Here is a 24076-nt window from a genome sequence, read left to right on the forward strand (position 1 = left end):
GCGCCCACGTCACCTCCACTTGCGCGAGGCGCTTGCTCGCACGGCGCGTTTGGTCAAGCGAATAATCACGGGAACCCAAGGCCCGCGGCGCCTTGCGACCTCACGTGCTTCCGGCCATCATGCGGCCGCCGCCGCCGGAACCTGCTCAACGGATGACACGATCGCCTGACGCCACCGACGCCGCAATCATCACGGCGTTTGCCGGTATTCCCGCGTTGCTTGACCTCGCCCCGGCGCTGATTGCGCGCGGCCGGCTGCTCGATTGCGACTGCCGTCTCGGTCCGATGGATCATCCGTTTTACGCCGCGATCCGCGCCGGCCGCATCGTCGAGTTCGCGCCGGCGCCGATCCTGATGCGCTCCTGGCGCTTCTCCTATCGTGCGACCACGCTCGCATGGGCGTCCCATTGGCAGGCGGAGCCGAAGCCCGGCTGGCACGATCTGCTGGCGCTGACCAAGCGCGGCGAGGCGGTGCTGGAAGGCGATCTGCATCCCTTCATGACGCATCTGCAATATTTCAAGGATCTGCTGGCGCTGCCGCGCGCACATGTTCAAGCGGTGGTGTCATGAGCGGCCACATCGAGAACGGTTATATTGAGCCGATGATCGGCCGCTATGTTCACGTCGAGATCGACGGTGAATTGCATCGCATCTATTTCGAGGAGAATGGCAAAGGCATTCCGCTGGTCTGCCTGCACACCGCGGGTTCGGACGCGCGGCAATGGCGGCATCTGCTCGCAGATAGCGAGTTTGCCGAAAATTTCCGCATCATTGCCTTCGATATGCCCTTTCATGGCAAGTCGAATCCGCCGAAGAGCTGGACCGGTGATGACTATCAACTCACCACCATCAGATACACCGAGACCATCCGTGCCTTCTGCCGTGCGCTCGGGCTGGAGAAGCCTGTCGTGATGGGCTGCTCGATCGGCGGCCGCATCGTGCTCAATCTTGCGATCGAACATGCCGCCGAGTTTCGCGCGCTGATCGGGCTCGAGGCCGCCGATTTCCAGTCGCCGTGGTATGATACGAGCTGGCTCAACCGTCCGGACGTTCATGGCGGTGAAGTCTGCGCCGCGCTGGTATCGGGATTAATCGCACCGCAGAGTCCGCAAGCCTTGCGCATGGAAACGCTGTGGGCCTACAAGCAGGGCGGTCCCGGCGTCTTCAAGGGCGATCTTTACTTCTACCGGGTCGACGGCGACCTGCGCGGTCGGGTCGCGTCAATCGATACTAAAGTATGCAAGCTCTATCTGCTCACGGGCGAGTATGATTTCTCCTGCACGCCCGAGGACACGCGGCGGACGGCAGCGGCTATAGGGGGCGCCAGCGTCACGATCATGGAGAAGCTCGGTCATTTCCCGATGAGCGAGAATCCTGAGCAGTTTCGCCGCTATATCGCACCCGTCCTCGCCGAAATTCTCACGCATTAACCGACCGATTCCACGAAGGAGTAGACGTATGACACGCAACTATCTGATCGGCTTTGCGCTCGCCGCCGCGCTCGGCGCGAGCCAGGCGCAAGCCGAGGAGCTGACCGGCACGCTGAAGAACATCAAGGAGACCGGCGCGATCACGCTCGGCTTCCGCGATTCCTCGATTCCGTTCTCCTATCTCGACGACAACCAGAAGCCGATCGGTTACGCCATGGACATCTGCTACAAGATCGTCGATGCCGTGAAGAAAGAGCTGAAGCTCGACAAGCTCGAGGTCAAGCTCAACCCGGTGACCTCGGCGACGCGTATTCCGCTCATGGCCAACGGCACCGTCGATCTCGAATGCGGCTCGACCACCAACAATGTCGAGCGGCAGAAGCAGGTCGCCTTTACCAACACCCACTTCCTGACTGCGAGCCGCTACGTCTTCAAGAAGTCGAGCGGGCTGAAGTCGATCGACGATTTGAAGGGCAAGACGGTGGTCTCGACCGCCGGCACCACCAACATCAAGCAGCTCACCGAAGCCAATGTCGCGCGCAGCCTCGGCGTCAACATCATTCCCGCCAAGGACCACGCCGAAGCCTTCCTGATGGTCGAGACCGACCGCGCGGTCGCCTTCGTGATGGACGACATCCTGCTCGCGAGCCTCGTCGCCGGCTCGAAATCGCCGGATGACTACGTCCTCTCCAAAGACGCGTTCTCCAAGCCGGAGCCCTACGGCATCATGCTGCGCAAGGATGACGCGCCGTTCAAGAAGGTCGTCGACGCCGCCACATCAGCGCTCTACACCAGCGGCGAGGGTGCGAAGATCTACGACAAGTGGTTCAACCAGAAGGTCCCGCCGAAGGGCCTGAACCTCAACGTGCCGATCGGCCCGGAGCTGAAGAACGAGTTCGCCAAGCCGTCGGACTCGCCGGATCCGGATTCGTACAAGTAAGTCGGTCTCCTCTTCTTGAGGTAAGAAGCGTAACGCTCTCCACGTCATTGCGAGCGAAGCGAAGCAATCCCTTTTCACCGAGCCTGCGGAACGGTGGATTGCTTCGTCGCTATCGCTCCTCGCAATGACGGGGATAGCTCAGAAGTTAGCGTGTCCGGCCATTTTTGGAGGAGAATGGCCGGACATTTGCATATAGGTTGCCGCATATCGACCGGTGCATATTGACCGGCGAATATGCGTGATCGGCGCGTTTGCGCGGGGGACCCGTGAACTATAACTGGAACTGGCATATCTTCCTCGAGCCGAACCCGATGGGGACGGGCACCTATCTCGACCTGTTGCTGGCGGGACTGGTGGTCACCCTCAAGACGGCGGCGCTGGCCTGGATCATCGCGCTGATCATGGGCACCGTGATCGGTGTCTTGCGCACGTTGCCATCGAAGACGGCCTCGTGGATTGGCTTCTGCTGGGTCGAATTCTTCCGCAACATGCCGCTGCTGGTGCAGCTCTTCCTGTGGTTCTTCGTGCTGCCGGAATTGCTGCCGAAGTCCGCCGGGCTCTGGCTGAAGCAGATGCCGAATGCGCCGTTCTGGACCGCCGCGATCGGCATCGGCCTGTTCATGTCGGCGCGGGTCGCGGTGCAATTGCAGGCCGGCATCGGCTCGCTGCCGCGCGGGCAGAAGCAGGCCGCGACCGCGCTCGGCCTGACCACGGTGCAGGCCTATCGCTACGTGCTGTTGCCGATTGCATTCCGCATCATCCTGCCGCCGCTGACCTCCGAATTCCTCAACACCATCAAGAACACGGCTGTTGCGATCACCATCGGCCTGATCGAGCTGACCGGTGAGGCGCGCTCGATGCAGGAATTCTCGTTCCAGGTATTCGAGGCCTTCACCGCAGCGACCGTGATCTATCTCCTCGTCAATTTCGTCGTGGTCACCGCGATGCGCTATCTTGAGCGCTATGTCGCGATCCCCGGCTACATCACGGGGAAATAGCGATGTTCAGCAATCTCGATTTCGACGTCATCCGCCGCGCGCTGCCCTATTTGTTCTTCGAGGGCATGCGATTCACGCTGACACTCACGGCGCTCGCCGCGGTCGGCGGCCTGGTGTTCGGCACGCTGATCGCCCTGATGCGGCTGTCAAGCTACAAGGTGCTCGGCCGCATCGCGGGTTTCTACGTCGACTTCATGCGCTCGCTGCCGCTGGTGCTTGTGATCTTCTGGTTCTACTTTCTGGTGCCCTATATCGGTCAGTGGATCACGGGCGCGTCGCGCCCGATCAGCGTCGGCGCCTTCGCTTCCTCGCTGATCACCTTCGTGATGTTCGAGGCGGCATACTTCTCCGAGATCATGCGCGCCGGCATCCAGTCGATCTCGCGCGGCCAGCCGGCTGCGGCGAACGCGCTCGGCCTGACCTACAGCCAAACCATGCGTTACGTCGTGCTGCCGCAGGCGTTCCGCAACATGCTGCCGATCCTGCTGACCCAGACCATCGTGTTGTTCCAGGACACCTCGCTGGTCTACGTGCTCTCGATCCCGGACTTCCTCGGCGCCGCCAGCAAGGTGGCGCAGCGTGACGGCCGTCTGGTCGAAATGTATCTGTTCGCGGCGCTGGTCTACTTCGTCATTTGCTGTGCCGCATCCTTCTTCGTCCGCCGCCTGCAGGCGCGCATTGCCATCGTTCGCTAGGCATGATCCGGCAAGATCATGCCAAACAGACAAGTTGAGAACCAATGATCGAGATCAATCACGTCGATAAATGGTACGGCCCGAGCTTCCAGGCGCTGAAGGATTGCACCACCAGCGTCGCCAAGGGCGAGGTGGTCGTGGTCTGCGGCCCGTCCGGTTCGGGCAAGTCGACCCTGATCAAATGCGTCAACGCGCTGGAGCCGATCCAGGGCGGCGACATCATCCTCGACGGCATCAAGGTCAACGATCCCAAGACCGACTTGCCGAAGCTGCGCTCGCGCGTCGGCATGGTGTTCCAGCATTTCGAGCTGTTTCCGCATTTGCGGATCATCGACAATCTCTGCCTTGCGCAGGAGAAGGTGCTCGGACGCAAACATGACGCGGCCACGGTTACGGGCATGAAGCTGCTGGATCGCGTCGGGCTGAAGGATCACGCCAAGAAATATCCGGCCGAACTCTCCGGTGGCCAGCAGCAGCGCGTCGCGATCGCCCGCGCGCTCGCGATGAACCCGATCGCCATGCTGTTCGACGAGCCGACCTCGGCGCTCGACCCCGAGATGATCAGCGAGGTGCTCGACGTGATGGTCGACCTCGCTCGCGAGGGCATGACCATGATGGTCGTCACCCACGAAATGGGCTTTGCCAACAAGGTCGCCGACCGCGTCATCTTCATGGACCGCGGCGAGATCGTCGAGGACGCCAACAAGGCCGACTTCTTCGGCAAACCCCGCAGCGACCGGGCGCAGAAGTTTCTGTCGAAGATCTTGCAGCATTAATCTCTCAGCCGTCATTCCGGGGCGGTCCGTAGGACCGAACCCGGAATCTCGAGATTCCGGGTTCGATGCTGCGCATCGCCCCGGAATGACGCGTGCTTGAGGGTTTATCGCCGTTAACAAATTGCGTATACGAAGGGCTGAAACCCGCCCTTCGCCGCAGGAGAATTCGCTTGGAAAAGATCGCTTACGTCAACGGCTCATATGTGCCGCATTCTGAGGCCAAAGTCTCGGTGTTCGACCGTGGATTCCTGTTTGCCGACGGCATCTATGAAGTGGCCGCGGTGCTCGACGGCAAGCTGATCGACAATGCCTCGCATTTGGCGCGGCTCAAGCGTTCGGTCGGCGAAATCCAGCTGGCGCTGCCGGAGACGCTCGAGCGGATCGAGCAGATCCAGAAGGAACTGATCAAGCGCAACGACCTCGTCAACGGCATGGTCTATCTCGAGGTGACCCGTGGTGCCGACAAGGGCCGCGACTTCCCGTTCCCGAAGGCGGACGTCAAGCCGACGCTGGTCATGTTCACCTCGGAAAAGGACATCATCAACGCAGCCTCGGCCAAGACCGGCATCAACGTCATCACCGTGCCTGATATCCGCTGGACGCGACGCGACATCAAGAGCGTCGCGCTGCTGGCGCAGGTGCTGGCCAAGCAGGCTGCGGCCGAAGCCGGCGCCGGTGAAGCCTGGATGATCGAGGACGGCAAGGTCACCGAAGGCGGCTCGTCCTCGAGCTTCATCGTCACCCAGGACGACGTCATCGTGACGCGGCAGAACGGCAGCGAGATCCTGCCGGGCTGCACCCGCAAGGCGGTGGTCAAGCTCGCCGAGGAGCGCCAGCTCCGCATCGAGGAGCGCGCCTTCACGGTCGAGGAGGCGCTCGCCGCCAAGGAAGCCTTCATCACCAGCGCCTCGGTGTTCGTGCAGGGCGTGGTCGCGATCGACGGCAAGCCAGTCGGTAACGGCAAGGTCGGCCCGATGAGCGCCCGGCTGCGCGAGATCTATGTCGAGTTCGCCAAGGCGACGGCGGTTTAGCGCGGTCCTGCCGTATCCTCAGCTGTCATCGCCCGGCTTGTCCGGGCGACCCAGTATTCCAGAGACAGTCCTGCTTGAGCCGAGAGGCCGCGGCGTACTGGGGGCCCCGCTCAAGGCGGGGCATGACACTGGAGTTTGCGGCGGAAAGCGTCGTGCTCACGCCGCCACTTTCACCTTCACCGGATGCACCGCGCGGAAGCCGATCGCGATCCGGTTCCAGGCGTTGATCGCTCCGATCAGCGTGGTGAGGTTGACCAACTCGGCGTCGGAGAACTGCGCGCGGACCGCCTCATAATCGGCATCGGGCGCGTGCGTTTCGGACACCAGCGTCAATGCTTCGGTCCAGGCCAGCGCCGCGCGTTCGCGGTCGGTGTAGAGCGGCGACTCGCGCCAGGCGTTGAGCAGATAGAGCCGCTGTTCGGTCTCGCCGTGCTTGCGGGCGTCCTCGGTGTGCATATTGATGCAGTAGGCGCAGCCGTTGATCTGGGATGCCCGGGTCTTGACCAGCTCGATCAGCGATTGCTCGAGACCGCTGGCGCCGACCTGGTTTTCCACTGCGACCAGCGCTTTGATCGTCTCGGGGGCAGCCTGGTAGAAATTCATGCGGGGTTTCATCGTCGTTTCTCCTTCCTTGGTCAGTAATGGTCAATGTCCGCCGCCGCCACCTGCGAGATGGCCGGGCTTCTTGAGGAACAGGCCTGCGATCAGCGCCACGATCAGGGCAATGCCGAGCAGATAGAAGGTGTCGCTGAAGGCGAGGATGAAGGCCTGCTTCTGCACGATGCGGCCGATCGCAACGATCGCGCTATGAGCGGCCTCGGCCTGGCTGGCGATGCCGCGGTTCATGAAGTACTGGGTCATCTGGTCGATCCGCGCGCGGGTGGCCGGCTCCAGCAACGAGACGGATTCGCTCAGCACGTTGGAGTGATACTGCTCGCGCTTGGTCAATACCGTCTGCAGCACCGCGATGCCGACCGCGCCGCCGAGGTTGCGCATCATGTTGAACAGGCCCGATGCCGAACCCGCGTTCTCCGCCTCGACGCCTGCGGTCGCGACCGCGGACAGTGGCGCCATCACCAGCGCCTGGCCGGCGGCGCGGACCACGTTGGGCCAGAACAGCTGATCGGTGGCGTAGTCGTTGGTCATGAAGATGTTCATGAAGTTGGAGCCGGCGAACAGCGCGAAGCCGATTCCGATGATGATGCGGGGGTCGAGGCGCTGCATCAGCCGCGGCACCATCGGGATCAGCAGGAGCTGCGGCAGGCCGGTCCATGCGAGCACCATGCCGATCTGCTCGGCATTGTAGCCTTGGATGCGCGACAGATACTGCGGCAGGATGAACACCGAGCCGTACAGCGCGACGCCGAGCAGGAAGTTGGCCAGCATGCCGAAGCCGAAATTGCGGCGGAGCATCAGCCGCAGATTGAGCAGCGGCTTCGCGACGCTGAGCTCGATCACCAGGAAGGCGCTCAGCGCAACCAATGCGATCACCGACAGGCGGACGATGAAGGGCGAGCCGAACCAGTCGTCCTTGTTGCCCTCTTCCAGCACGGTCTGCAGCGCGGCCAGCCCAATCGCCATGGTGATGATGCCGAGCCAGTCGCCCTGACGGAGCAGGGACAGCTTCATCGGGCCGGGCTCGAGCGAGACATACAGCATGCCGATCATGACCGCGCCGGGCACCAGGTTGACATAGAAGATGTACTGCCAGCCCCAGTTCTCGGTGAGGTAGCCGCCAATGGTCGGGCCGATCGCGGGCGCGAACGTCGCCGAGATCGCAAACAGCGCGAGCCCGATCGGTTGCTTCGCCCGCGGCAGCAGCGTGATGATCAGCGTGAAGGCCATCGGGATCAGCACGCCGCCGGCAAAACCCTGCACGGCGCGCAGCACGATCATCTGCGGCAGGTTCTGCGCCAGTGCGCACGCCGCGGAGAACACCAGGAACAGGACGGCGTTGGTGAGGAGGTAGATGCGGACCGAGAACACCTGCGCGAGCCAGCCGCTGAGGGGGATCACGATGATCTCGGCGATCAGATAGGAGGTCGAGATCCAGCCGCCGTCATCGATGCCGGCACCGATCGCACCCTGCACGTCGGCCAGCGATGCGTTGACGATCTGGATGTTGAGCACCGCCATGAAAGCCCCGAGCGTGGCGCCGATCACCGCGATCCAGGTCTTGAGCGAGATCGCCGCCGGCGCTGATGTCGCGGCCTTGGGGGCATCGAGGTTAGCCGACGCTGCGGTATTCAATGTGGGCTGGAGCGCGGTCATTGGGGTCGTCCCTTGCTTTGGCAAGCGGAGGATGCATTTGGCGGCAGCTTTCGATAATCGGAGAAATGTTGGAAGGATTGTCCGGCCGGGATTGATAATCTCAGACCGGACAGGGTTTGTCGGCGTCAGCTGCCGTTGCCGCGGTTTGCGGCAATCCCCAAGGCGATGCGGCTCTTCGAGTCGCGCTCAGCCAGCACCGTTGCCTTCGTGTTGACGACGGGCTCCGCCGACATGCCCGGGCGCAGCAGGCCGGTCAGGCTGTTGTCGTCGAGTACGATCTTCACCGGCACGCGCTGCACGATCTTGGTGAAGTTGCCGGTGGCGTTGTCGGGCGGCAGCAGCGCGAACTCGAGGCCGCTCGCCGGGGACAGGCTGTCGACATGGCCCTTCAGCCTGGTGCCGTGGAAACTGTCGACGGTGAGCTCGACCGGTTGGCCGTTGCGCACATGGGTGAGCTGGGTCTCCTTGAAATTGGCGACCACATAGACCGCATCGAGCGGCACCACCGCCATCAGCTGTGTGCCGGCCTGCACATACTGACCGACGCGGAGCGTGCGGGCGCCGACCGTGCCCTCCACCGGCGCGGTGATCTCGGTGTAGGACAGGTTCAGCTCGGCCTGCTGTTCAACCGCGCGGGCATGATCGAGCTGCGCTGTGGCCTGGGCGCGCTGGGTGGTGAGCACGTCGACCTTGCGCTGGGCTGCGAGCAGGCCGGATTTGGCGTGCTGCAATTGCGCGTTGTTCGAGCGCAGCGCCGCGTCGGTCTGCTGCGCACGCTGCACCGTGCCGGAGCCGGTCTTCATCAGGCCGTCGTAGCGGGTCTGCTCTTCCTGGGCGAACTTCAGATTGGCGTCGGCGGCGGCGACGTCGGCGGTCTCCTGGTCGATGAGCGGGTGCTGCAGCGAGATCTGGGCGTCGAGATTGCGCACTGACGCCTGGGCGGCATCGACATCGGCCTTGGCCTGGCCCAGCGCGGTACGGAAATCGCGATCGTCGATCTGCGCCATTAACTGCCCGGCCTTGACCGGCTGGTTGTCGCTGACCAGGACCCGCGCGATGTAGCCGGACACGCGCGGCGCGATGATCGTGGAATCAGCCTTCACATAGGCGTCATCGGTACTCTCGAGGTAGCGGCCGGTGGTGAGGTAGCCGTAGCCAAAATCGCCCACCACCGCGACACCGAGCGCGGCGGCCAGCGCGAGGGCTGTCCGCTTGATCGCCTTCCGGGACAGGCGCAGCCTTATTTTCGGAGCATCATCAGAGACATAGGTTGTGGTCGACATGGCATCCTCCGGAACGACATATGCGTCCTCGTCGGGAGGGCGCCGGCTACGCCGGAAAGATGCAATGTCCGCCGCGCTGTGATAATCCCGATAAAACCGGAAGCATTATCAAGCCAGAGCGGACAATCTAGAGCTTGTAAATGGATCGCCTGACCAGCCTGACCGCCTTCGTCCGGGTCGTCGACTCCGGCGGCTTCTCCGCCGCCGGCCGCAAGCTCAACATGTCCACGACCATGGTGAGCAACCACGTCCAGTCGCTGGAAGATCGGCTCGGCGCGCGGCTGCTCAATCGGACCACGCGCAAGGTCAGCCTGACCGAGGTCGGCCAGGCCTATTACGACCGCGCCATCCAGATCCTCGCCGATATCGAGCAGGCCGACGACATCGCCGGCGCGCTGCAATCGGTACCGCGCGGCACGCTGCGCATCTATACCAATACCCACGTCGTGCAGTTCCTCTCGCCGGCAGTCGCCGAGTTCCTGGCGTCCTATCCGGAGGTCAAGGTCGATCTTACGATCGGCGAGCGCGATGTCGATCTGATCGACGAGAATTACGATCTCGCGGTGCGCATGACCCAGCCGCGCGATTCCAGCCTGATCGTGCGCAGCATTGCCACATGGCGACATGTGCTGTGCTGCTCGCACGGCTATGTCGAGCAGCACGGCAAGCCGGAACAGCTCGCCGATCTCGCTGATCGTAACTGCATCCAGCATGTCAATTATCCCTTCAAGGACGAGTGGCGTTTCGTCGACCGCAAGGGCGCGCCGGCATCGGTGCGGGTGTCCGGCAATCTGGTCTCCAACAGCGGCGAGACGCTGCGGCTGGCCGGGATCGCCGGCGTCGGGATCTGGCTGGCGGCAGGGTTCCTCGTCCGCGACGATCTGGAATCCGGCGCGCTGGTTCGCCTGCTGCCCGAATACCGCCCGGTCGAGCTGACGATGAACGCGGTCTATCCGCATCGCCATCATCTCTCGGCGAAGGTGCGAACCTTCATCGACCTCTTGGTGCGCCACGCCACCGAGCAGCAGAAACTGATCAATCCGTATTCGTGATGGACCCAACCGTCATTGCGAGGAGCGAAGCGACGAAGCAATCCATCGCTCCGCATACGCTGAGGCATGGATTGCTTCGCTTCGCTCGCAATGACGGAGCGTAGTGGATAGCGAGCCTGTGCATCACATTACGGCTTCAGCAGCAGCTTCTGCACCCGCCAGTTCAACAGCTCAGCGACGTAGAGCACGTTCTCCGACGGGCACGCCATCGCGTGGATCCAGCCGAACTGCTTGAGCTGCTTGCCGGACTGGCCGAGCATGCCGAGCACATTGCCGTCGAGCGAGAGCTTGTAGATGCGGCCGGGCCATGCGTCCGAGCTGTACAGCACCTGGTGCGGCGGCGGCGTGATGCAGATCGCCCAGGGCGAGCCCGGATGGAACGTGCCGCCAGCCATCATCGTTTCATCGGGAATCTTGCCGATCGCAGGTCTGGCGTCCGGCGGCACCGGCAGGTCGATCGCGAACTGGCGCAGGAATTTGCCGTCCTTGTCGAACACCTGGATGCGGTGGTTGCCGCGGTCGGCGACGTAGACGTTGTCGTTGGCGTCGGTCGCGATCGAGTGCGGCGTGTTGAACTGGCCGGGCTCCTTGCCGCGGTCGCCCCATGACTTCAACCAGCTGCCATCCTTGTCGACCTTGGCGACGCGCGAATTGATGTAGCCGTCGCTGATGAAGGTGTCGCCGGCCTTGTCCCGGGCCACATCGGTGACCTGTCGGAAGCGGCCGTCCTCGGCCGGCAGCGGCGGCTTCGGGTGCTTCAGCGGCGCGGTGTCCTCGTCGGAGGCCTCCTGCTTGCGGCCGAACACCATCAGGACACGGCCCTCGGGATCGAACTTGATCACCATGTCCGAACCCTTGTCGGTCACCCAGATATTGTCCTGGGGATCGATCTTCACGGTGTGTCCGAACGACCAGGCATAGAGGTTCTTGCCGATCTCCCTGACATATTTGCCCTGCGCGTCGAATTCGAGTAGTTGCGTTGCTGCAGCGGCGTAGGCGGGGCCGCTGGTGTTGCCACGCGACAGCACGAACACGTGGCCCTTGGAGTTGACCGAAACGCCCGAGGCTTCGCCGAAATACATGTTCGGCGGCAGCTTGAGCGGATTGGGCGCGGACTCGAAGGCAATCGTGGGCACGGCCTGCTGTGCGAACGCCTGCGGCGCAACCAGCAGCAACAATCCAGCGAGCCAATGCCTCATACGATCCTCCCGAAGCGGTTTTTCGGCGCGGAGGCTAGTCGATGGACGCAGCGACGCCCACGCGCGCCACGTCATGACCGCTCATCGTCCCTTGCATGGCGCGCGCGTGTATGAAGAGGCGCTTCTCGCCGCCGGGGCGCGTCATGCCGTTTCGAATTCTGATCTCGATTCTGTTCGCGATTGCAGCAAACGTGCTGTTGCAGTCGCCGGTCCTCGCCGCCTATCCCGATCATATCATCAAGATGGTGGTGCCGTTTGCGCCGGGCGGCGGCACCGACGTCGTCGCGCGCACGCTGGCGCAGGAGATGCAGAAAGACCTCGGCGCCACAATCATCATCGAGAACAAGCCGGGCGCGGGGACCATCATCGGCACGCAGAGCGTCGCAGGCAGCCCGGGCGATGGCTATACGCTGCTGATGGGTACGTTTGCCAACGCCGTCAATCCGAGCCTCACCAAGAAGCTGCCTTACGATGCGCATAAAGACTTTGCACCGGTGGCGCTGGTTGCGCGCTCCTTCAACGTGGTCGTGGTGAACCCATCGTCATCGATCAAATCGATCGCCGACCTGATCGCGGCGGCGAAGGCCGATCCGGACAAGCTGTCGTATGGCACATACGGCACCGGCACCTCGGCGCACCTCGCCGGCGAGCTGTTCAAGCATCTGGCGAACGTCAATCTCACCACTGTGCCTTACAAGGGCGCGGCGCCCGCGATCTCGGACCTGCTCGGCAACCAGATCCAGGTGATGTTCACAACGGTCGCGAGCTGCGCGGCGCTGGTCGAGGCCGGGCAATTGCGCGCGATCGCGGTGACCTCGGCGGAACGTTCGACGGCGTTTCCGCAATTGCCGACGGTGTCGGAGGCCGGCGTGCCGGGCTATGCTGCGGAATCCTGGTACGGTCTCTACGCGCCTGCGAACACGCCGCCCGAGATCATCGATCGCCTCAACAAATCGGCCGCGAAGGCTGCACAGTCGGAGGCCTTCAAGAAGCTCAGCGTCAACGAAGGCCTCGTGATGGTCACCGCGCCGCCGGCCGAGCTCGACCGCTACTTCGCCGGCGAGGAGGCGCGCTGGCGCAAGGTGATCCTTGATGCCGGCATCAAGGCGGAGTAGAGCGCGGGATGAGTTTGATAATCACATCTATCGGTATCGCAGCGCAGCAACCGCAATTCCGGTTGCATGCGCGACGAACCGGTTCCTAGATCGTTTGATAGAAGGTGCCGGCGAATCAAGCCGGTTTGGGGTGGGAGTGAGCCATGTGGGTTCTGTTGCTGCTGCCGTTTATCGGCTTGCTGTGGGTGCCGTTCTACAATTTCGCCGAGCCGTCGCTGTTCGGCTTTCCGTTCTTCTATTGGTACCAGCTTGCCTGGGTGCCGATCTCTTCGCTGCTGATCTGGCTGGTCTATCGCCGCCAAACGCCTGACGAGACGCGGTGAGGGGACAGAAATGACCGGTCAGATCGAGTGGACGGCGCTCGCCGTCTTCATTTTCTTCTTCGCGCTCGTCACCGTGATGGGCTTCTTCGCCGCGCGCTGGAAATCAGGCCCGGTCAACGATCACCTCGATGAATGGGGTCTCGGCGGCAGGCAGTTCGGCACCTGGATCACCTGGTTCCTGGTCGGCGGCGATTTCTACACGGCGTATACCGTGATCGCGGTGCCGGCGCTGGTCTATGCGGTCGGCGCCTACGGCTTCTTCGCGCTGCCCTACACCATCATCGTCTATCCCTTCGTGTTCGCGGTGATGCCGGTGCTGTGGAAGAAGGCGCATGCCGGTGGCCACGTCACCGCCGCCGACGTCGTCCATGCCGCCTACGGGTCGCGTAGTCTCGAACTCGCGGTCGCGCTGACCGGCCTGGTCGCGACGATGCCCTATATCGCATTGCAGCTGATCGGCATGGAGGTCGTGATCAAGGCGATGGGCCTGACCGGCGAGTTGCCGATCATCGCGGCCTTCGTGATCCTCGCGCTCTATACCTACAGCTCGGGCCTGCGCGCACCGGCGCTGATCGCCTTCGTCAAGGACATCATGATCTACATCGTGGTGCTGGTCGCCGTCATCGTGGTGCCGACCAAGCTCGGCGGCTACGGCGCGGTGTTCTCGGCCGCCAACGACGCCTTCACCGCGAAGGGCGGCGCCACCGGGCTGACGCTGAAGCCCGCGCAGTTCCTGCCCTATGCGACGCTGGCGCTCGGATCGGCGCTGGCTGCCTTCATGTATCCGCACACGCTGACCGGCATCTTTGCATCAAAATCGGCGGATACCATCCGCAAGAACGCGATGCTGCTGCCGGCCTATACGCTCTTGTTGGGCCTGATCGCGCTGCTCGGCTACATGGCCTACGCCGCTGGCATCAAGGTGACGTCGCCGAACGACGTGGTGCCGACGCTGTTCAAGACCCTGTTCCCGTCCTGGTTCGCCGGCTTCGCATTCTCCGCGATCGCGATCGGCGCGCTGGTACCGGCCGCGGTGATGAGCATCGGCGCCGCGAATCTGTTCACCCGCAATGTCTGGAAGTCCTACGTCAATCCGGACATTTCAAACGCCGGCGAGGCGTCGGTGGCAAAGATCACCTCGCTGGTGGTGAAGGTCGGCGCGCTCGCTTTCATCCTGTTCCTGCCGACGCAATATGCGCTCGACCTGCAACTGCTCGGCGGCCTCTGGATCGTGCAGACGCTGCCGGCACTGGTGTTCGGCCTGTTCACCGTCTGGTTCCGCGCCGAGGGGCTGTTGCTCGGCTGGGCCGTCGGCATCGGCTGGGGTACATATACGGCGTGGAGCAACGGGCTGAAGCCGCTCGCCACCATCACGCTCGGCGACACCAGCTACACCTTCTATGTCGGCCTCGGCGCGCTGCTGCTCAACATCGTGGTGGCCGTGCTCGCGACTATCGTGGTCGGCTTGATATCACCCGCCAAGCGCAGCGCGGCGGTCGGCTCCTGAGCCGTCGCCATGATGCGTCGGATCTGAGGCGAGGCGCGCGGTGAGCCGCGCGACCTCCGCTTTGGTCTTGTCGATCGCAGCGTCCTTCACCGGACCGTAGCCCCTGATCTCCATCGGCGCCTCTGCGATCGCGATGAGATCGGGCAGGTGCGCCGCGTCGAGCTTGCCGAGCATCATGTCGATGAGAGTCTCGTACCACGTGATCAGCTCGCGCTCGGCGCGGCGCTCGGTGCTGTAGCCGAACACGTCGAACGCCGTGCCGCGCAGCCCCTTGAGCCGCGCCAGCAGCCGTAGCGGCGTCTGGATCCACCGGCCGAACGCGCGCTTGCGCGGCCGTCCGCGCGCATCGTGGCCAGCGGCGAGGAATGGCGGCGCCATGTGGTATTGCACCGTGAAATCGCCGTCGAATTCGCGCTTGAGGTCGTCGAGGAAGCCGGTCTGCATGTGCAGCCGCGCTACCTCGTATTCGTCCTTGTACGCCATCAGCTTGAACAGCGACCGCGCCACGGCGTCGGTAAGGCTCTCGCTGCCCAGCGCCGCCTCGGCGCGGCGGACGCTGTCGACGGTCGCTTGGTAGCGCGCGGCATAGGCAGCATCCTGATAGCCTACGAGGAAATCCGTGCGCCGCGCGATCATCTGATCGAGCGTCTCCGCCGCATTGGCGGCGGCGTTCTCGGGCTTCGGCAGGAACTCCGGATCGGCACATGCAATCCGTCCCCACGCCAGCGCCTGCTTGTTGCGCTCGACGGTGACGCCGTTGAGCTCGATCGCGCGCGTCAATGCGTCCAGCGACACCGGCACCAGCCCCTGCTGCCAGGCGAAGCCGAGCATCATGATGTTGGCGTACACGCTGTCGCCGAGCAGCCGTTCGGCCAGCGCATTGGCGTCGATCGCCGTGAGATTGCCTGATCCGATCACCCGCTCGATCGCGCGCAGCCGAACCGGCGAGGCGAGGTCGGCATCACGAAAGCGAACCACGTCGCCGGTCGGCATCTCCGCGAGGTTGATCGCGGCGCGCATGCCCTTGCGATAGGTGCCGGAGGCTTTGGCGGACGAACTCACCACGAGGTCGCAGCCGATCAGCGCATCGGCCGCGCCCTGGTCGATCCGCACCTGGTGCAGCGCGTCGGGTGTTGCGGCAAGCCGCAGAAAGCTCAGCACCGGGCCGAATTTCTGCGCAAAGCCGGTGAAGTCGAGCACCGAGACGCCGCGCCCTTCGAGATGTGCGGCCATCGCAACCAGCGCGCCGACCGTGATCACGCCGGTGCCGCCGACGCCGGTGACGAGCAAATCATAGGGCTGCGCGAGTGCGGAAAACTCCGGCGACGGCAGTTTCGCAACGCGCGCCAGCGGATCGATCCCGCTGGCGGTTTTCGCGCGCCGCTTGCCGCCCGCGATGGTCACAAAGCTCGGGCAGAAGCCGTTGAGGCAGGAAAAATCCTTGTTGCAGGTCGAGAGGTTGATCTTGCGCTTGCGGCCGAACGGCGTCTCCTTTGGCTCGACGCTGAGGCAGTTCGACTCCACCGAGCAGTCGCCGCAGCCCTCGCAGACGAGGTCGTTGATCACAGCAAAACGCGCCGGATCCGCGATCGTGCCGCGCTTGCGGCGTCTTCGTTTCTCGGTGGCACAGGTCTGCTGGTAAATCAGCACGGTGACGCCCTTGATCTCGCGCAGCTCGCGCTGCACGGCGTCCATCGCCTCGCGCGGATGGATGGTGACGCCGGCGGGAAAATCCGCCGGCGAGAAATGCGATGGCTCGTCCGAGACCAGCGCGATGCGCGCCACGCCCTCAGCGCGGACGCTGTGCGCGATCGCATGCACGCTGACCGGTCCGTCGACCGGCTGGCCGCCGGTCATCGCGACTGCATCGTTGAACAGGATCTTGTAAGTGATGTTGGCGTTCGCGGCGACCGCCTGCCGGATTGCCATCGAGCCGGAGTGATAATAGGTGCCTTCGCCGAGGTTCTGGAAGATGTGCTGATGGCCTGTAAATCGCGACGAGGCCGCCCAGTTGACGCCTTCGCCGCCCATCTGGATCAGGGACGAGGTCTCGCGGTCCATCCAGCTCGCCATGAAGTGGCAGCCGATGCCGGCCAACGCCTTGGAGCCTTCAGGCACCTTCGTGGACGTGTTGTGCGGGCAGCCCGAGCAGAAATACGGCGTGCGGGTCGCGCCCGGCACCGCGATCGTTCGGTCCTGTTCAGGTGCGAGCGCAGCGACGCGGCGGGCGAGCTGCAAGTCGGGAAACATCGGATCGAGCCGTCGCGCCAGCACGTCGGCGAGCATCCGCGGCGACAACTCGCCGATCCAGGAGATCAGCCGCGCCCCTCGCTCGTCATGCTTGCCGACCATCCGCTCCGGCTTCGAACCGGGATAGTCGTAGAAATATTCCTTGAACTGGCTCTCGATGATGCCGCGCTTCTCCTCGACCACCAGGATCTCGCGCTTGCCCTTCACGAACTCCATCGCATCGTGCAGCGCCAGGGGCCACACCATACCGACCTTGTAGATATCGATGCCGAGATCGCGGCAGGCGGCCTCGTCAAGTCCGACCAGCCGCAGTGCCTCCATCAGATCGAGATGCGCCTTGCCCGTGGTGACGATGCCGTAGCGCGCACCCTTGACGTCGTAGATGCGGCGGTCGATCGGATTGGCTTTCGCGAAGGCATAGACCGCGTGTTTCTTCGCCTCCAGCCGCTCCTCGATCTGCGGCCCCGGCAAATCCGGCCAGCGATAATGCAGTCCGCCCGCCGGCGGCGTAAACTCCGGCGGCACGAAGTCGCGCGGCGCCGGCAGTTCGACGGACGCACCCGACTCCACGATCTCCGAGATCGCCTTGAAGCCGACCCACATGCCGGTGAAGCGGCTCAGCGCGTAGCCATATTCGCCGAAGGCGAGATATTCGCCGACATCGGCCGGATGCAGCGTCGGCATGAACCAGCTCATGAAGGCAACGTCGGACTGGTGCGGCATCGACGACGACACGCAGCCATGATCGTCACCGGCCACGACAAGCACGCCGCCATGCGGCGACGAACCATAGGCATTGCCGTGCTTCAGCGCATCGCCGGAACGATCGATGCCCGGACCCTTGCCGTACCAGAGGCCGAACACGCCATCGACCTCGCGGTCTTTCTGCGTCTCGACCTGCTGCGAGCCGAGCACCGCGGTCGCCGCAAGGTCTTCGTTCACGGCGGGCAGGAATTCGATGCGGCTGTCCTTCAGCCGCTCGCTGATCTTCCACAGTTCGAGATCGACGCCGCCGAGCGGCGAGCCGCGATAGCCGGAGATGAAGCCCGCGGTGTTGAGCCCGGCGGCGCGATCGCGCCTGATCTGGTCGAGCGCGATGCGGACGATTGCCTGCGTGCCCGTGAGGAAGACGCGGCCGCGTTCGCGCGTGTAGCGGTCGGAGAGTTGGTAGGCGTCGAGCAGCGGCATCTGGCCCATGACTGACCTCTCGCGAGTCGCAATGTCTGATCGGATGACGCTACGCCTGCCGGGTTGGTAGGTCATACCTATGTGTCCCGAGTAGGTGCGTCATTCGGTAGAATATTGCATTAAAATGCCAATTTCGGTAGAATTTACCGAAATGGAGCCGAGCAGTGATTGAAGAACAGGATGAGAAGATCCTCGTCGAACTGCAAAAGGATGGCCGCGCCACCAACCAGCAGCTCGCCGAGACAGTCGGGATGTCGACCTCGGCCTGCTGGCGCAGGGTCCGCGCGCTGGAAGAGTCCGGCGTCATTGCAGGTTATTCAGCGCTGGTCGCGCGCCAGCAGGCGGGCTTTGCGACCTCCGCGATCCTGCACGTTTCGCTGGAGCGGCATGACGCGACATTCGTCGACGAGTTCGTCGCACGCGTCATGCAGCGCCGCGAGGTGCTGGAATGCTTCGCGACCACCGGCGACGCCGACTATCACCTCCGCGTCGTCGTGCGTGACATGGACGCCTACAACAGATTCCTGGACGATTTCATGTTCCGCATCCCCGGCATCCGCCACGTCCGCACTAACGTGGTGCTGAAGGAAATCAAGACCGGCGTCACGCTGCCGTTTTGAGGGGCGGTATCTCCCCTCGTCATTCCGGGGCGACGCGAAGCGTCGAGCCCGGAATCCATCGATCCATGAATCATGCGGCCTAATGGATTCCGGGTTCGCGCCAAGTGGCGCGCCCCGGAATGACGAGAGGCCTAGGCGCGTTTCTGAGGATGCCAGTCAGGCACCGCCTTTGTCATCTGCCATACCAGCTGATCGAGCGCGCGGCTCATGCCTGCATCCCGCGACCTTGTATTGGTAAACGCCGACCAGCAGAAATCGCCATTCGTTCTTACGGAAATGGTCGTCGTTCCATCGAGCAGCCCGCTATGCCACCAATTATTGTTCGGCGTGATGAAGAGGCCCTTGGCGTAGCGAGGGTTTGCGGTGCTGGGCGCGCTCATGACGCGGAGGCTGTCGTCGGTCAGCAATTGTTCGGTATCCTTGAACCCGTCGATGTGGACGAAGAGCGTCGTTAAATCGCTCGGCGTCGCAATCCAGCCGCCGTGAGAATCCATTCGAGCGACATTCATCCCATACGGATCGCCGCCCGTCTGGCTATAGTATTTGACCTCGTTTGTGGCTCGATCCTTCAGCGTATTTCCGGCAATCTGCATATCGGCGATGCCGCATCGTTTCAGAACGCTGTCCTTGATGTATTGCTCATAGGTCTGACCGGTCAGTTTCTCGATGACACGCCCAAGGATGCAATAGCCGAAATTCGAGTACGCGAAGGACTCGCCCGGAGGATTGGTGAGCAGCATGTGCTCCAGTGTCCAATTGATGAGCTCCCGATGCTTCATTTGCTGGTTCATGAACATCGGATCATGAGACTGGTTTCCCCAGACGCCGGTGGTGTGAGTCAACAGATGCTCAATCGTGATCTGCTCAATGTACGAGCGAGCCGTATCGGACGTCATCAAATTCTGCAGGGTCGGCGTCGTCTTGTATTCGCCGCCGAGAATGGAATTTGGTCCGAACACGTAATCGCCGAGCCGCAATTTGCCCGCTTCGACGAGCGCAAAGATCCCGGTCGAGGTCACCGGCTTCGATATGCTCGCAATCCTGAAGCGGTGTTGCGGCGTCAGTGCTTCGCCGGTTTCCCGATCGGCAACGCCGAAAGCCTCGACGTAGGCGGGCTTTCCCTTGATTGCGGCGGCGACTGAAAGACCTGGAACGTCGTAGGTATTCATGAAATCGGCGGCCAACTCGGCCATCTGCTTGCGTTGATCCGGCGTCGGTAACGCCGCAGGCTCCTGGGCAAGGGCCGGTGATCGCCCCTGGACCATTCCCGCAGCACAAATCAGGGAGCTCTGAAGCAAGGTTCGGCGTGAAATGGACATGGCGGCCTGCCGACTTGGGAGTGGGGCCACGGTATTGCGTGTCCCCTGGTCTTGTCACGTTACGAAAGTGGCTGTGTGACCACGTGACGATGGCCCGACGAAAGCCGGGTTTTTTCCGGTTACACCTGTGGTCCTACTCCCGTGCTTTTTGTTGCACGGGACCCATGGGTGCGATCGGCACCCGGCTTTCCCTGCGCCCTTGTTTCCAGAGTGACGAAAAGACCGGCAAACCTCGGACAGAACGTGTCGCGAGAATGCGGATGCATGATTCACAGACCGCGCCACAAACTCAGTGTCGTCCCGGCTCCCGTGCGCAATTGCGCACTAGGCCGGAACGACGATGGGGGTGGAGCGCGGTCAGAAACGCAGTGGCCTCACGCCTTTTCCCTCACAAACCTGTTCCGCAACGTCCCGATGCCGGTGATGTCGATCTCCACTACATCGCCGTGCTTCAAATCCGGCGAGGCACCGTCGGTGCCCATCCAGATCACGTCGCCGGGCCACAGCGTGAAATATTTCGTCAGCTCGACGAGGAACGGCACGATGCCGAAGATCATGTCGTTGGTGCGGAAGCGGCCGGTTTCCTTACCGTTGACGCAGATCGCAGTTTCCATGGTGTCGAGATCGACGTCGGTCTCGATCCACGGGCCCATCGGTTTGAAAGTGTCGGCGTTCTTGGAGCGCCACAGGCTGCGGTCGGCCTTCTGCCAGCTGCGCTCGGAGACGTCGTTGCCGATAGTGTAGCCGAACACGCAATCCATCGCATTGGCTTCAGTGAGATGTTTTGCTTTTTTGCCGATCACGACGACGAGCTCGCCCTCGTAATGGATCTTCTCGGTCGCGCTTGCCGGAATCACGACGTCTTCGTCATGGGCGATCAGCGCGTTCTGCGCGCGGTAGCCGATCTCGGGACGATCAGGGATGTTCGGCACCGTGCCGGCCTTGTCGGCGGCTTCCTTGAGATGCTTCAGATAGTTTAGCCCGACGCAGTAGAAGGTGCGCGGAATCAGCGGCAGCTCGATCTTGACGGCGTTGAGGGCATGGGTTTGCGACGTCCCGGTCCATTCGCCAAACGGATCGCCGCTGACGGTTGTGACCTTGTCGCCTTCGACGACGCCCCAGGATGTCTTGCCTGCGGCGGTGAATTTGAGCCAGCGCATGTTGGTGTCCTTCTATTCCGCCGCTTGCGCGCGTGTCTTCCAGCTGCCGGCCGCCGGGCGCCGCAGGCCGAGATTTTCGCGCAGCGTCTTGCCGGCGTAATCCTTGTGAAACAGGCCGCGGCGTTGCAGCTCGGGCACGATGTGGTTGACGAAATCGGCGTAGGAGCCAGGCACGTAGCTCGCCGCAACGACAAAGCCGTCGCAGCCGCGGCCGACGAACATTTCCTCGAGCCGGTCGGCGATCTCCTTCGGGCCGCCGACGATCGCGTCCTGCACCTGGCCGCGGCCGGAAAACGTGATGAAGTCGCGGGTCGAGGGATTGGTCTTGCCGGAGGTGCGCAGCACGCCGTCGCGGATGCCGATCATGCCCTGCATGCCGTGCAACTCCTCCGTCGTCAGCGGCTCGTCGATTCCCTTGGCGCCGAAGTCGAAGTTGAGCCCTTCGGCGAGCAGCGACAGCGCGTCGATCTCGAGCGGCAGCTTCTGGATCACGGCCATTTTGTCTTCGGCCTCGGCCTTGCTGGCACCGGCGACCGGCGTGATCAGATTGCAGAGGAACATCTGGTCGGGATCGCGGCCGGCCTTGGCGGCTTCGCTTCGGATGGCCTCATAGCCCTGCTTGGCATTGGCGAGATTGCGTGCCGCGGTGAAAATCACCTCGCCCCAGCGTCCGGCAAAGCGCTGGCCGCGGCCGGAGGCGCCGGCCTGGATCACGACGGGATGGCCCTGCGGCGAGCGTGGCACCGTGAACGGGCCACGCGAGCTGAAGAACGCGCCCTTGTGGTCAAGCCGCTTCACCTTGGCCGGATCGGCAAAGCGGCCGGATGTCTTGTCGATGATCAGCGCGCCGTCTTCCCAGGAATCCCAGTGGCCGAGCACCACTTCCATGAATTCGTCGGCGCGGTCGTAGCGGTGATCATGCTCGAGATGCTGCTCGCGGCCCATGTTGAGGGCTTCGCCGTCATTGACCGAGGTCACCACGTTCCAGGCGGCGCGGCCGCCGGTCATCAGGTCGAGGGTGGCGAAGCGGCGGGCGACGTCGAACGGTTCGAAATAGGTGGTGGACGCGGTGGACGCGAGACCGAGCTTCGAGGTCACCATGCCCATCGTGGTCAGCACCACGATCGGATCCATCTTCACGCAGCGGATGCCGTATTCGACGGTGTGCGCGTGATCGTTGCCATAGCGGTCCGGCATCGCGAGGCGATCGTCGAAGAACGCCATATGGAACTTGCCGGCCTCCAGGATGCGCGCGATCTCCTGGTAGTAGTCCGCCGACATCGAATCGTCGCGCGATTCCGGGTGACGCCATGAGCTCGGCAGATTGGTGCAGTTCTGGGCCTGCAAAAAGCCGACCATCGCCATTTGCCGTGTCATGCTGTTCTCCCGTGCTTGACGATGGGTCAGAGCATGATCCGGGAAAGTGGGAACCGGTTTTCCGAACGGATCATGCTCAAACGAAAAGCGAGATCGTGATGCGATGTCTTGTCATCGTATCACGATCGATGCAGGTCGAGGTCGGTGGCAAGCTTGTAGTCGGCCGCGAGCGCCTTCAGCTTGTCCCAAGTGGCATCCTCGATCTCGATGCCGTCCTTGCGCCGCTGCTGCTCGCGGATGAATTCGACTTCACCAGGATAGAACACGCCGCGGCTTCCTTCGGAGGGTGGCGTCGATTTCAGATAGCGGGCGAAGTCGGCGACTTCCTTCTTGAAATCCTGCAGCGGGCGGAACGCGGCGACGTTGAACACCGCCATGAAGCAACCGTCATTGTGACGGCCGGTCGGCTCGACGCCGAAACCCAGACCCGTCAGCAGGCCGCACAGCACTTCGACCATCGCGGCGAGACCGCTGCCCTTGTAGCCCTCGCTGCCGCCGAGCGGCAGCAGCGCGCCGCCCTTGCGGTAGTCCTTCGGATCGGTGCTGTCGCGCCCCTCGGCGTCGATGATCCAACCCTTGGGGATCGCTTCACCGCGCGCGACCGCGAGCTGGATCTTGCCGGCGGCGACCGCCGAGGTCGCCATGTCCAGGTAGAACGGCGCGTCGAGATCGGACGGCACCGCGATCGAGATCGGGTTGGTGCCGAGCCGGGCCTCGCGGCCGCCGAACGGGGCGACATGCTTCGGTGAGCGGCCGGAATCGGCAGTGGCGATCCCGATCATGCCCTCGCGCATCGCCATCAGCGGATAATGCGCGAGCCGGCCGACATGGCTCTGCCGGAACACGGTGCAGGCCGCGACATTGGCGGTCTTGGCCTTGTTGATGGTCATTTCCATCGCCTTGGCGTTGACGTGGAAGCCGAACCCCCAGTGACCGTCGATCACGGTGGTGGTCGAGGTCTCCTGCACGATGGTCCATTTGGCGCCGGGCACGATGTGGCCGGCCTTGACGCGGTCGATATAGGTCGGGATCGCGATGATCCCGTGCGAATCGTGGCCTGCGAGGTTGGCGTTGACGCAGCCGGAGGCGACGGCGTTCGCCTCCTCCTCCGATGCGCCGGCGGCCTTGAGGAGCGCCGCGCCGATGCGCGTGAGACGGTCGGCCTGGACGATCGGCATGGAATTTCCTCGCTGTCCGCCCGCACAATCAGCGGGTCTTGCTTACCGTGGTTGGCCACATGGTCTCAAAGCGCCGCTGACGGAGCAAGGGCAGAAAATGCGGACGGCCATACCGGGAGCAGGGTGCTTGCCACGTCGATTTCACAGCGTGGAACGGGCGCGGTCGCGATGCGGAATTTGGGCACCATGACGGCGCGAGCCGGGCGGCGGCATCAGCGCCTCAGCCTGGCACAGCAGGGCCCGTAATTCTCCGGAAACCGGCTGCCTTTGTTCGTCATGTGTTTACTTTGACTCGCAACTTGCCCGAAGTCCTAACCTCCACTTAGTCCTCTCGCGGGCATGGTTCCCGCCCAGATTGAAGGGGG

General features: G+C 63.2%; 21 protein-coding genes. 12 read left to right on the forward strand and 9 right to left on the reverse strand.

The genetic code is table 11. The features are described from left to right. The first annotated feature begins 152 nt into the window (after nucleotides 1-152). The 7 genes from UP10_RS24950 (at nucleotide 153) to UP10_RS24980 (ending at nucleotide 5869) form a co-directional block, all read left to right on the forward strand. Entirely contained in the window at nucleotides 153-569 is a 417-nt protein-coding gene (locus UP10_RS24950) for a hypothetical protein (RefSeq protein ID WP_044589845.1), read from the forward strand. Next, nucleotides 566-1429, forward strand: coding sequence for an alpha/beta fold hydrolase (locus UP10_RS24955; protein WP_044589846.1), 864 nt, complete (start codon nucleotides 566-568; stop codon nucleotides 1427-1429). Before UP10_RS24950 ends, UP10_RS24955 begins: the two co-directional genes overlap by 4 nt. A 28-nt stretch (nucleotides 1430-1457) precedes the next feature. Next, nucleotides 1458-2369 carry an amino acid ABC transporter substrate-binding protein gene (locus tag UP10_RS24960; RefSeq protein ID WP_044589847.1) on the forward strand — a complete coding sequence of 304 codons (912 nt, stop codon included), beginning with the start codon at nucleotides 1458-1460 and terminating at the stop codon, nucleotides 2367-2369. Between the two features lie 266 nt (nucleotides 2370-2635). Continuing rightward, nucleotides 2636-3367: an amino acid ABC transporter permease gene (locus UP10_RS24965; protein ID WP_044589848.1), complete on the forward strand. Its 732-nt coding sequence runs from the start codon at nucleotides 2636-2638 to the stop codon at nucleotides 3365-3367. Nucleotides 3368-3369: 2 nt separating this feature from the next. Beyond that, nucleotides 3370-4062, forward strand: a complete 693-nt coding sequence (locus UP10_RS24970) for an amino acid ABC transporter permease (RefSeq protein WP_044589849.1) — start codon at nucleotides 3370-3372, stop codon at nucleotides 4060-4062. A gap of 44 nt (nucleotides 4063-4106) precedes the next feature. After that, complete coding sequence (locus UP10_RS24975) at nucleotides 4107-4838, forward strand: amino acid ABC transporter ATP-binding protein (protein WP_044589850.1); 732 nt, start codon at nucleotides 4107-4109, stop codon at nucleotides 4836-4838. A gap of 170 nt (nucleotides 4839-5008) precedes the next feature. Further along, nucleotides 5009-5869: a D-amino-acid transaminase gene (locus UP10_RS24980; protein ID WP_044589851.1), complete on the forward strand. Its 861-nt coding sequence runs from the start codon at nucleotides 5009-5011 to the stop codon at nucleotides 5867-5869. 156 nt (nucleotides 5870-6025) lie between these two features. Here UP10_RS24980 and UP10_RS24985 read toward each other — a convergent pair whose 3' ends face one another. The 3 genes from UP10_RS24985 to UP10_RS24995 all read right to left on the reverse strand — a co-directional run bounded on the left by UP10_RS24985 (nucleotide 6026) and on the right by UP10_RS24995 (nucleotide 9423). After that, a complete protein-coding gene (locus UP10_RS24985; protein WP_044589852.1) occupies nucleotides 6026-6484 on the reverse strand; it encodes a carboxymuconolactone decarboxylase family protein in 459 nt (152 codons plus the stop codon). A 30-nt stretch (nucleotides 6485-6514) separates the two neighbouring features. After that, nucleotides 6515-8140, reverse strand: coding sequence for an MDR family MFS transporter (locus UP10_RS24990; protein ID WP_044589853.1), 1626 nt, complete (start codon nucleotides 8138-8140; stop codon nucleotides 6515-6517). Nucleotides 8141-8265: 125 nt separating this feature from the next. Continuing rightward, nucleotides 8266-9423, reverse strand: coding sequence for an HlyD family secretion protein (locus UP10_RS24995; RefSeq protein WP_044589854.1), 1158 nt, complete (start codon nucleotides 9421-9423; stop codon nucleotides 8266-8268). Nucleotides 9424-9563: 140 nt separating this feature from the next. Between UP10_RS24995 and UP10_RS25000 the strand changes: the two genes are divergently transcribed. Continuing rightward, nucleotides 9564-10475 (forward strand): LysR family transcriptional regulator, encoded by a 912-nt coding sequence (locus UP10_RS25000; RefSeq protein ID WP_044589855.1) that lies wholly within the window; start codon nucleotides 9564-9566, stop codon nucleotides 10473-10475. A 128-nt stretch (nucleotides 10476-10603) separates the two neighbouring features. Here UP10_RS25000 and UP10_RS25005 read toward each other — a convergent pair whose 3' ends face one another. Beyond that, the gene (locus UP10_RS25005; protein WP_044589856.1) at nucleotides 10604-11674 is read right to left on the reverse strand and encodes a peptidyl-alpha-hydroxyglycine alpha-amidating lyase family protein; all 1071 of its coding nucleotides are present in this window, start codon (nucleotides 11672-11674) and stop codon (nucleotides 10604-10606) included. 143 nt (nucleotides 11675-11817) lie between these two features. Here UP10_RS25005 and UP10_RS25010 point away from each other — a divergent pair, with 143 nt between their 5' ends. The 3 genes from UP10_RS25010 to mctP all read left to right on the forward strand — a co-directional run bounded on the left by UP10_RS25010 (nucleotide 11818) and on the right by mctP (nucleotide 14619). Further along, entirely contained in the window at nucleotides 11818-12789 is a 972-nt protein-coding gene (locus UP10_RS25010) for a Bug family tripartite tricarboxylate transporter substrate binding protein (RefSeq protein WP_082077257.1), read from the forward strand. A 143-nt stretch (nucleotides 12790-12932) separates the two neighbouring features. Further along, entirely contained in the window at nucleotides 12933-13112 is a 180-nt protein-coding gene (locus UP10_RS25015; protein WP_044538843.1) for a DUF3311 domain-containing protein, read from the forward strand. A gap of 10 nt (nucleotides 13113-13122) precedes the next feature. Then, on the forward strand, nucleotides 13123-14619 hold the full coding sequence (mctP, locus tag UP10_RS25020) for a monocarboxylate uptake permease MctP (protein WP_044589858.1): 1497 nt from the start codon (nucleotides 13123-13125) through the stop codon (nucleotides 14617-14619). Here mctP and UP10_RS25025 read toward each other — a convergent pair. Next, nucleotides 14584-18066 carry an indolepyruvate ferredoxin oxidoreductase family protein gene (locus UP10_RS25025; RefSeq protein WP_044589859.1) on the reverse strand — a complete coding sequence of 1161 codons (3483 nt, stop codon included), beginning with the start codon at nucleotides 18064-18066 and terminating at the stop codon, nucleotides 14584-14586. The genes mctP and UP10_RS25025 overlap by 36 nt on opposite strands. 155 nt (nucleotides 18067-18221) lie before the next feature. Between UP10_RS25025 and UP10_RS25030 the strand changes: the two genes are divergently transcribed. Beyond that, nucleotides 18222-18677, forward strand: a complete 456-nt coding sequence (locus tag UP10_RS25030) for an Lrp/AsnC family transcriptional regulator (protein WP_044589860.1) — start codon at nucleotides 18222-18224, stop codon at nucleotides 18675-18677. Nucleotides 18678-18808: 131 nt separating this feature from the next. Here UP10_RS25030 and UP10_RS25035 read toward each other — a convergent pair whose 3' ends face one another. From UP10_RS25035 to UP10_RS25050, 4 genes are all read right to left on the reverse strand, one after another. Then, nucleotides 18809-19996 carry a serine hydrolase domain-containing protein gene (locus UP10_RS25035; RefSeq protein ID WP_044589861.1) on the reverse strand — a complete coding sequence of 396 codons (1188 nt, stop codon included), beginning with the start codon at nucleotides 19994-19996 and terminating at the stop codon, nucleotides 18809-18811. A gap of 374 nt (nucleotides 19997-20370) precedes the next feature. Next, nucleotides 20371-21156, reverse strand: a complete 786-nt coding sequence (locus UP10_RS25040) for a fumarylacetoacetate hydrolase family protein (RefSeq protein WP_044589862.1) — start codon at nucleotides 21154-21156, stop codon at nucleotides 20371-20373. 12 nt (nucleotides 21157-21168) lie between these two features. Further along, nucleotides 21169-22533, reverse strand: coding sequence for an LLM class flavin-dependent oxidoreductase (locus tag UP10_RS25045; protein WP_044589863.1), 1365 nt, complete (start codon nucleotides 22531-22533; stop codon nucleotides 21169-21171). Between the two features lie 119 nt (nucleotides 22534-22652). After that, nucleotides 22653-23711, reverse strand: a complete 1059-nt coding sequence (locus UP10_RS25050) for an Ldh family oxidoreductase (RefSeq protein WP_044589864.1) — start codon at nucleotides 23709-23711, stop codon at nucleotides 22653-22655. Nucleotides 23712-24076: the final 365 nt, after the last annotated feature.

It is taken from the genome of Bradyrhizobium sp. LTSPM299, assembly GCF_000938235.1.
GTDB lineage: Bacteria > Pseudomonadota > Alphaproteobacteria > Rhizobiales > Xanthobacteraceae > Bradyrhizobium.

What these genes read in the sequence shown, in the direction of transcription:
- UP10_RS25015 (WP_044538843.1), top strand. Translation starts at nt 12,933, where the DNA reads ATGTGGGTTCTGTTGCTGCTGCCGTTTATCGGCTTGCTGTGGGTGCCG.
- UP10_RS25010 (WP_082077257.1), top strand. Translation starts at nt 11,818, where the DNA reads ATGCCGTTTCGAATTCTGATCTCGATTCTGTTCGCGATTGCAGCAAAC.
- UP10_RS24995 (WP_044589854.1), bottom strand. Translation starts at nt 9,423, where the DNA reads ATGTCGACCACAACCTATGTCTCTGATGATGCTCCGAAAATAAGGCTG.
- UP10_RS24960 (WP_044589847.1), top strand. Translation starts at nt 1,458, where the DNA reads ATGACACGCAACTATCTGATCGGCTTTGCGCTCGCCGCCGCGCTCGGC.
- UP10_RS24975 (WP_044589850.1), top strand. Translation starts at nt 4,107, where the DNA reads ATGATCGAGATCAATCACGTCGATAAATGGTACGGCCCGAGCTTCCAG.
- UP10_RS25040 (WP_044589862.1), bottom strand. Translation starts at nt 21,156, where the DNA reads ATGCGCTGGCTCAAATTCACCGCCGCAGGCAAGACATCCTGGGGCGTC.
- UP10_RS24985 (WP_044589852.1), bottom strand. Translation starts at nt 6,484, where the DNA reads ATGAAACCCCGCATGAATTTCTACCAGGCTGCCCCCGAGACGATCAAA.
- UP10_RS25035 (WP_044589861.1), bottom strand. Translation starts at nt 19,996, where the DNA reads ATGTCCATTTCACGCCGAACCTTGCTTCAGAGCTCCCTGATTTGTGCT.
- UP10_RS25050 (WP_044589864.1), bottom strand. Translation starts at nt 23,711, where the DNA reads ATGCCGATCGTCCAGGCCGACCGTCTCACGCGCATCGGCGCGGCGCTC.
- mctP (WP_044589858.1), top strand. Translation starts at nt 13,123, where the DNA reads ATGACCGGTCAGATCGAGTGGACGGCGCTCGCCGTCTTCATTTTCTTC.
- UP10_RS24950 (WP_044589845.1), top strand. Translation starts at nt 153, where the DNA reads ATGACACGATCGCCTGACGCCACCGACGCCGCAATCATCACGGCGTTT.
- UP10_RS24955 (WP_044589846.1), top strand. Translation starts at nt 566, where the DNA reads ATGAGCGGCCACATCGAGAACGGTTATATTGAGCCGATGATCGGCCGC.
- UP10_RS25025 (WP_044589859.1), bottom strand. Translation starts at nt 18,066, where the DNA reads ATGGGCCAGATGCCGCTGCTCGACGCCTACCAACTCTCCGACCGCTAC.
- UP10_RS24970 (WP_044589849.1), top strand. Translation starts at nt 3,370, where the DNA reads ATGTTCAGCAATCTCGATTTCGACGTCATCCGCCGCGCGCTGCCCTAT.
- UP10_RS25000 (WP_044589855.1), top strand. Translation starts at nt 9,564, where the DNA reads ATGGATCGCCTGACCAGCCTGACCGCCTTCGTCCGGGTCGTCGACTCC.
- UP10_RS24990 (WP_044589853.1), bottom strand. Translation starts at nt 8,140, where the DNA reads ATGACCGCGCTCCAGCCCACATTGAATACCGCAGCGTCGGCTAACCTC.
- UP10_RS25045 (WP_044589863.1), bottom strand. Translation starts at nt 22,533, where the DNA reads ATGACACGGCAAATGGCGATGGTCGGCTTTTTGCAGGCCCAGAACTGC.
- UP10_RS25005 (WP_044589856.1), bottom strand. Translation starts at nt 11,674, where the DNA reads ATGAGGCATTGGCTCGCTGGATTGTTGCTGCTGGTTGCGCCGCAGGCG.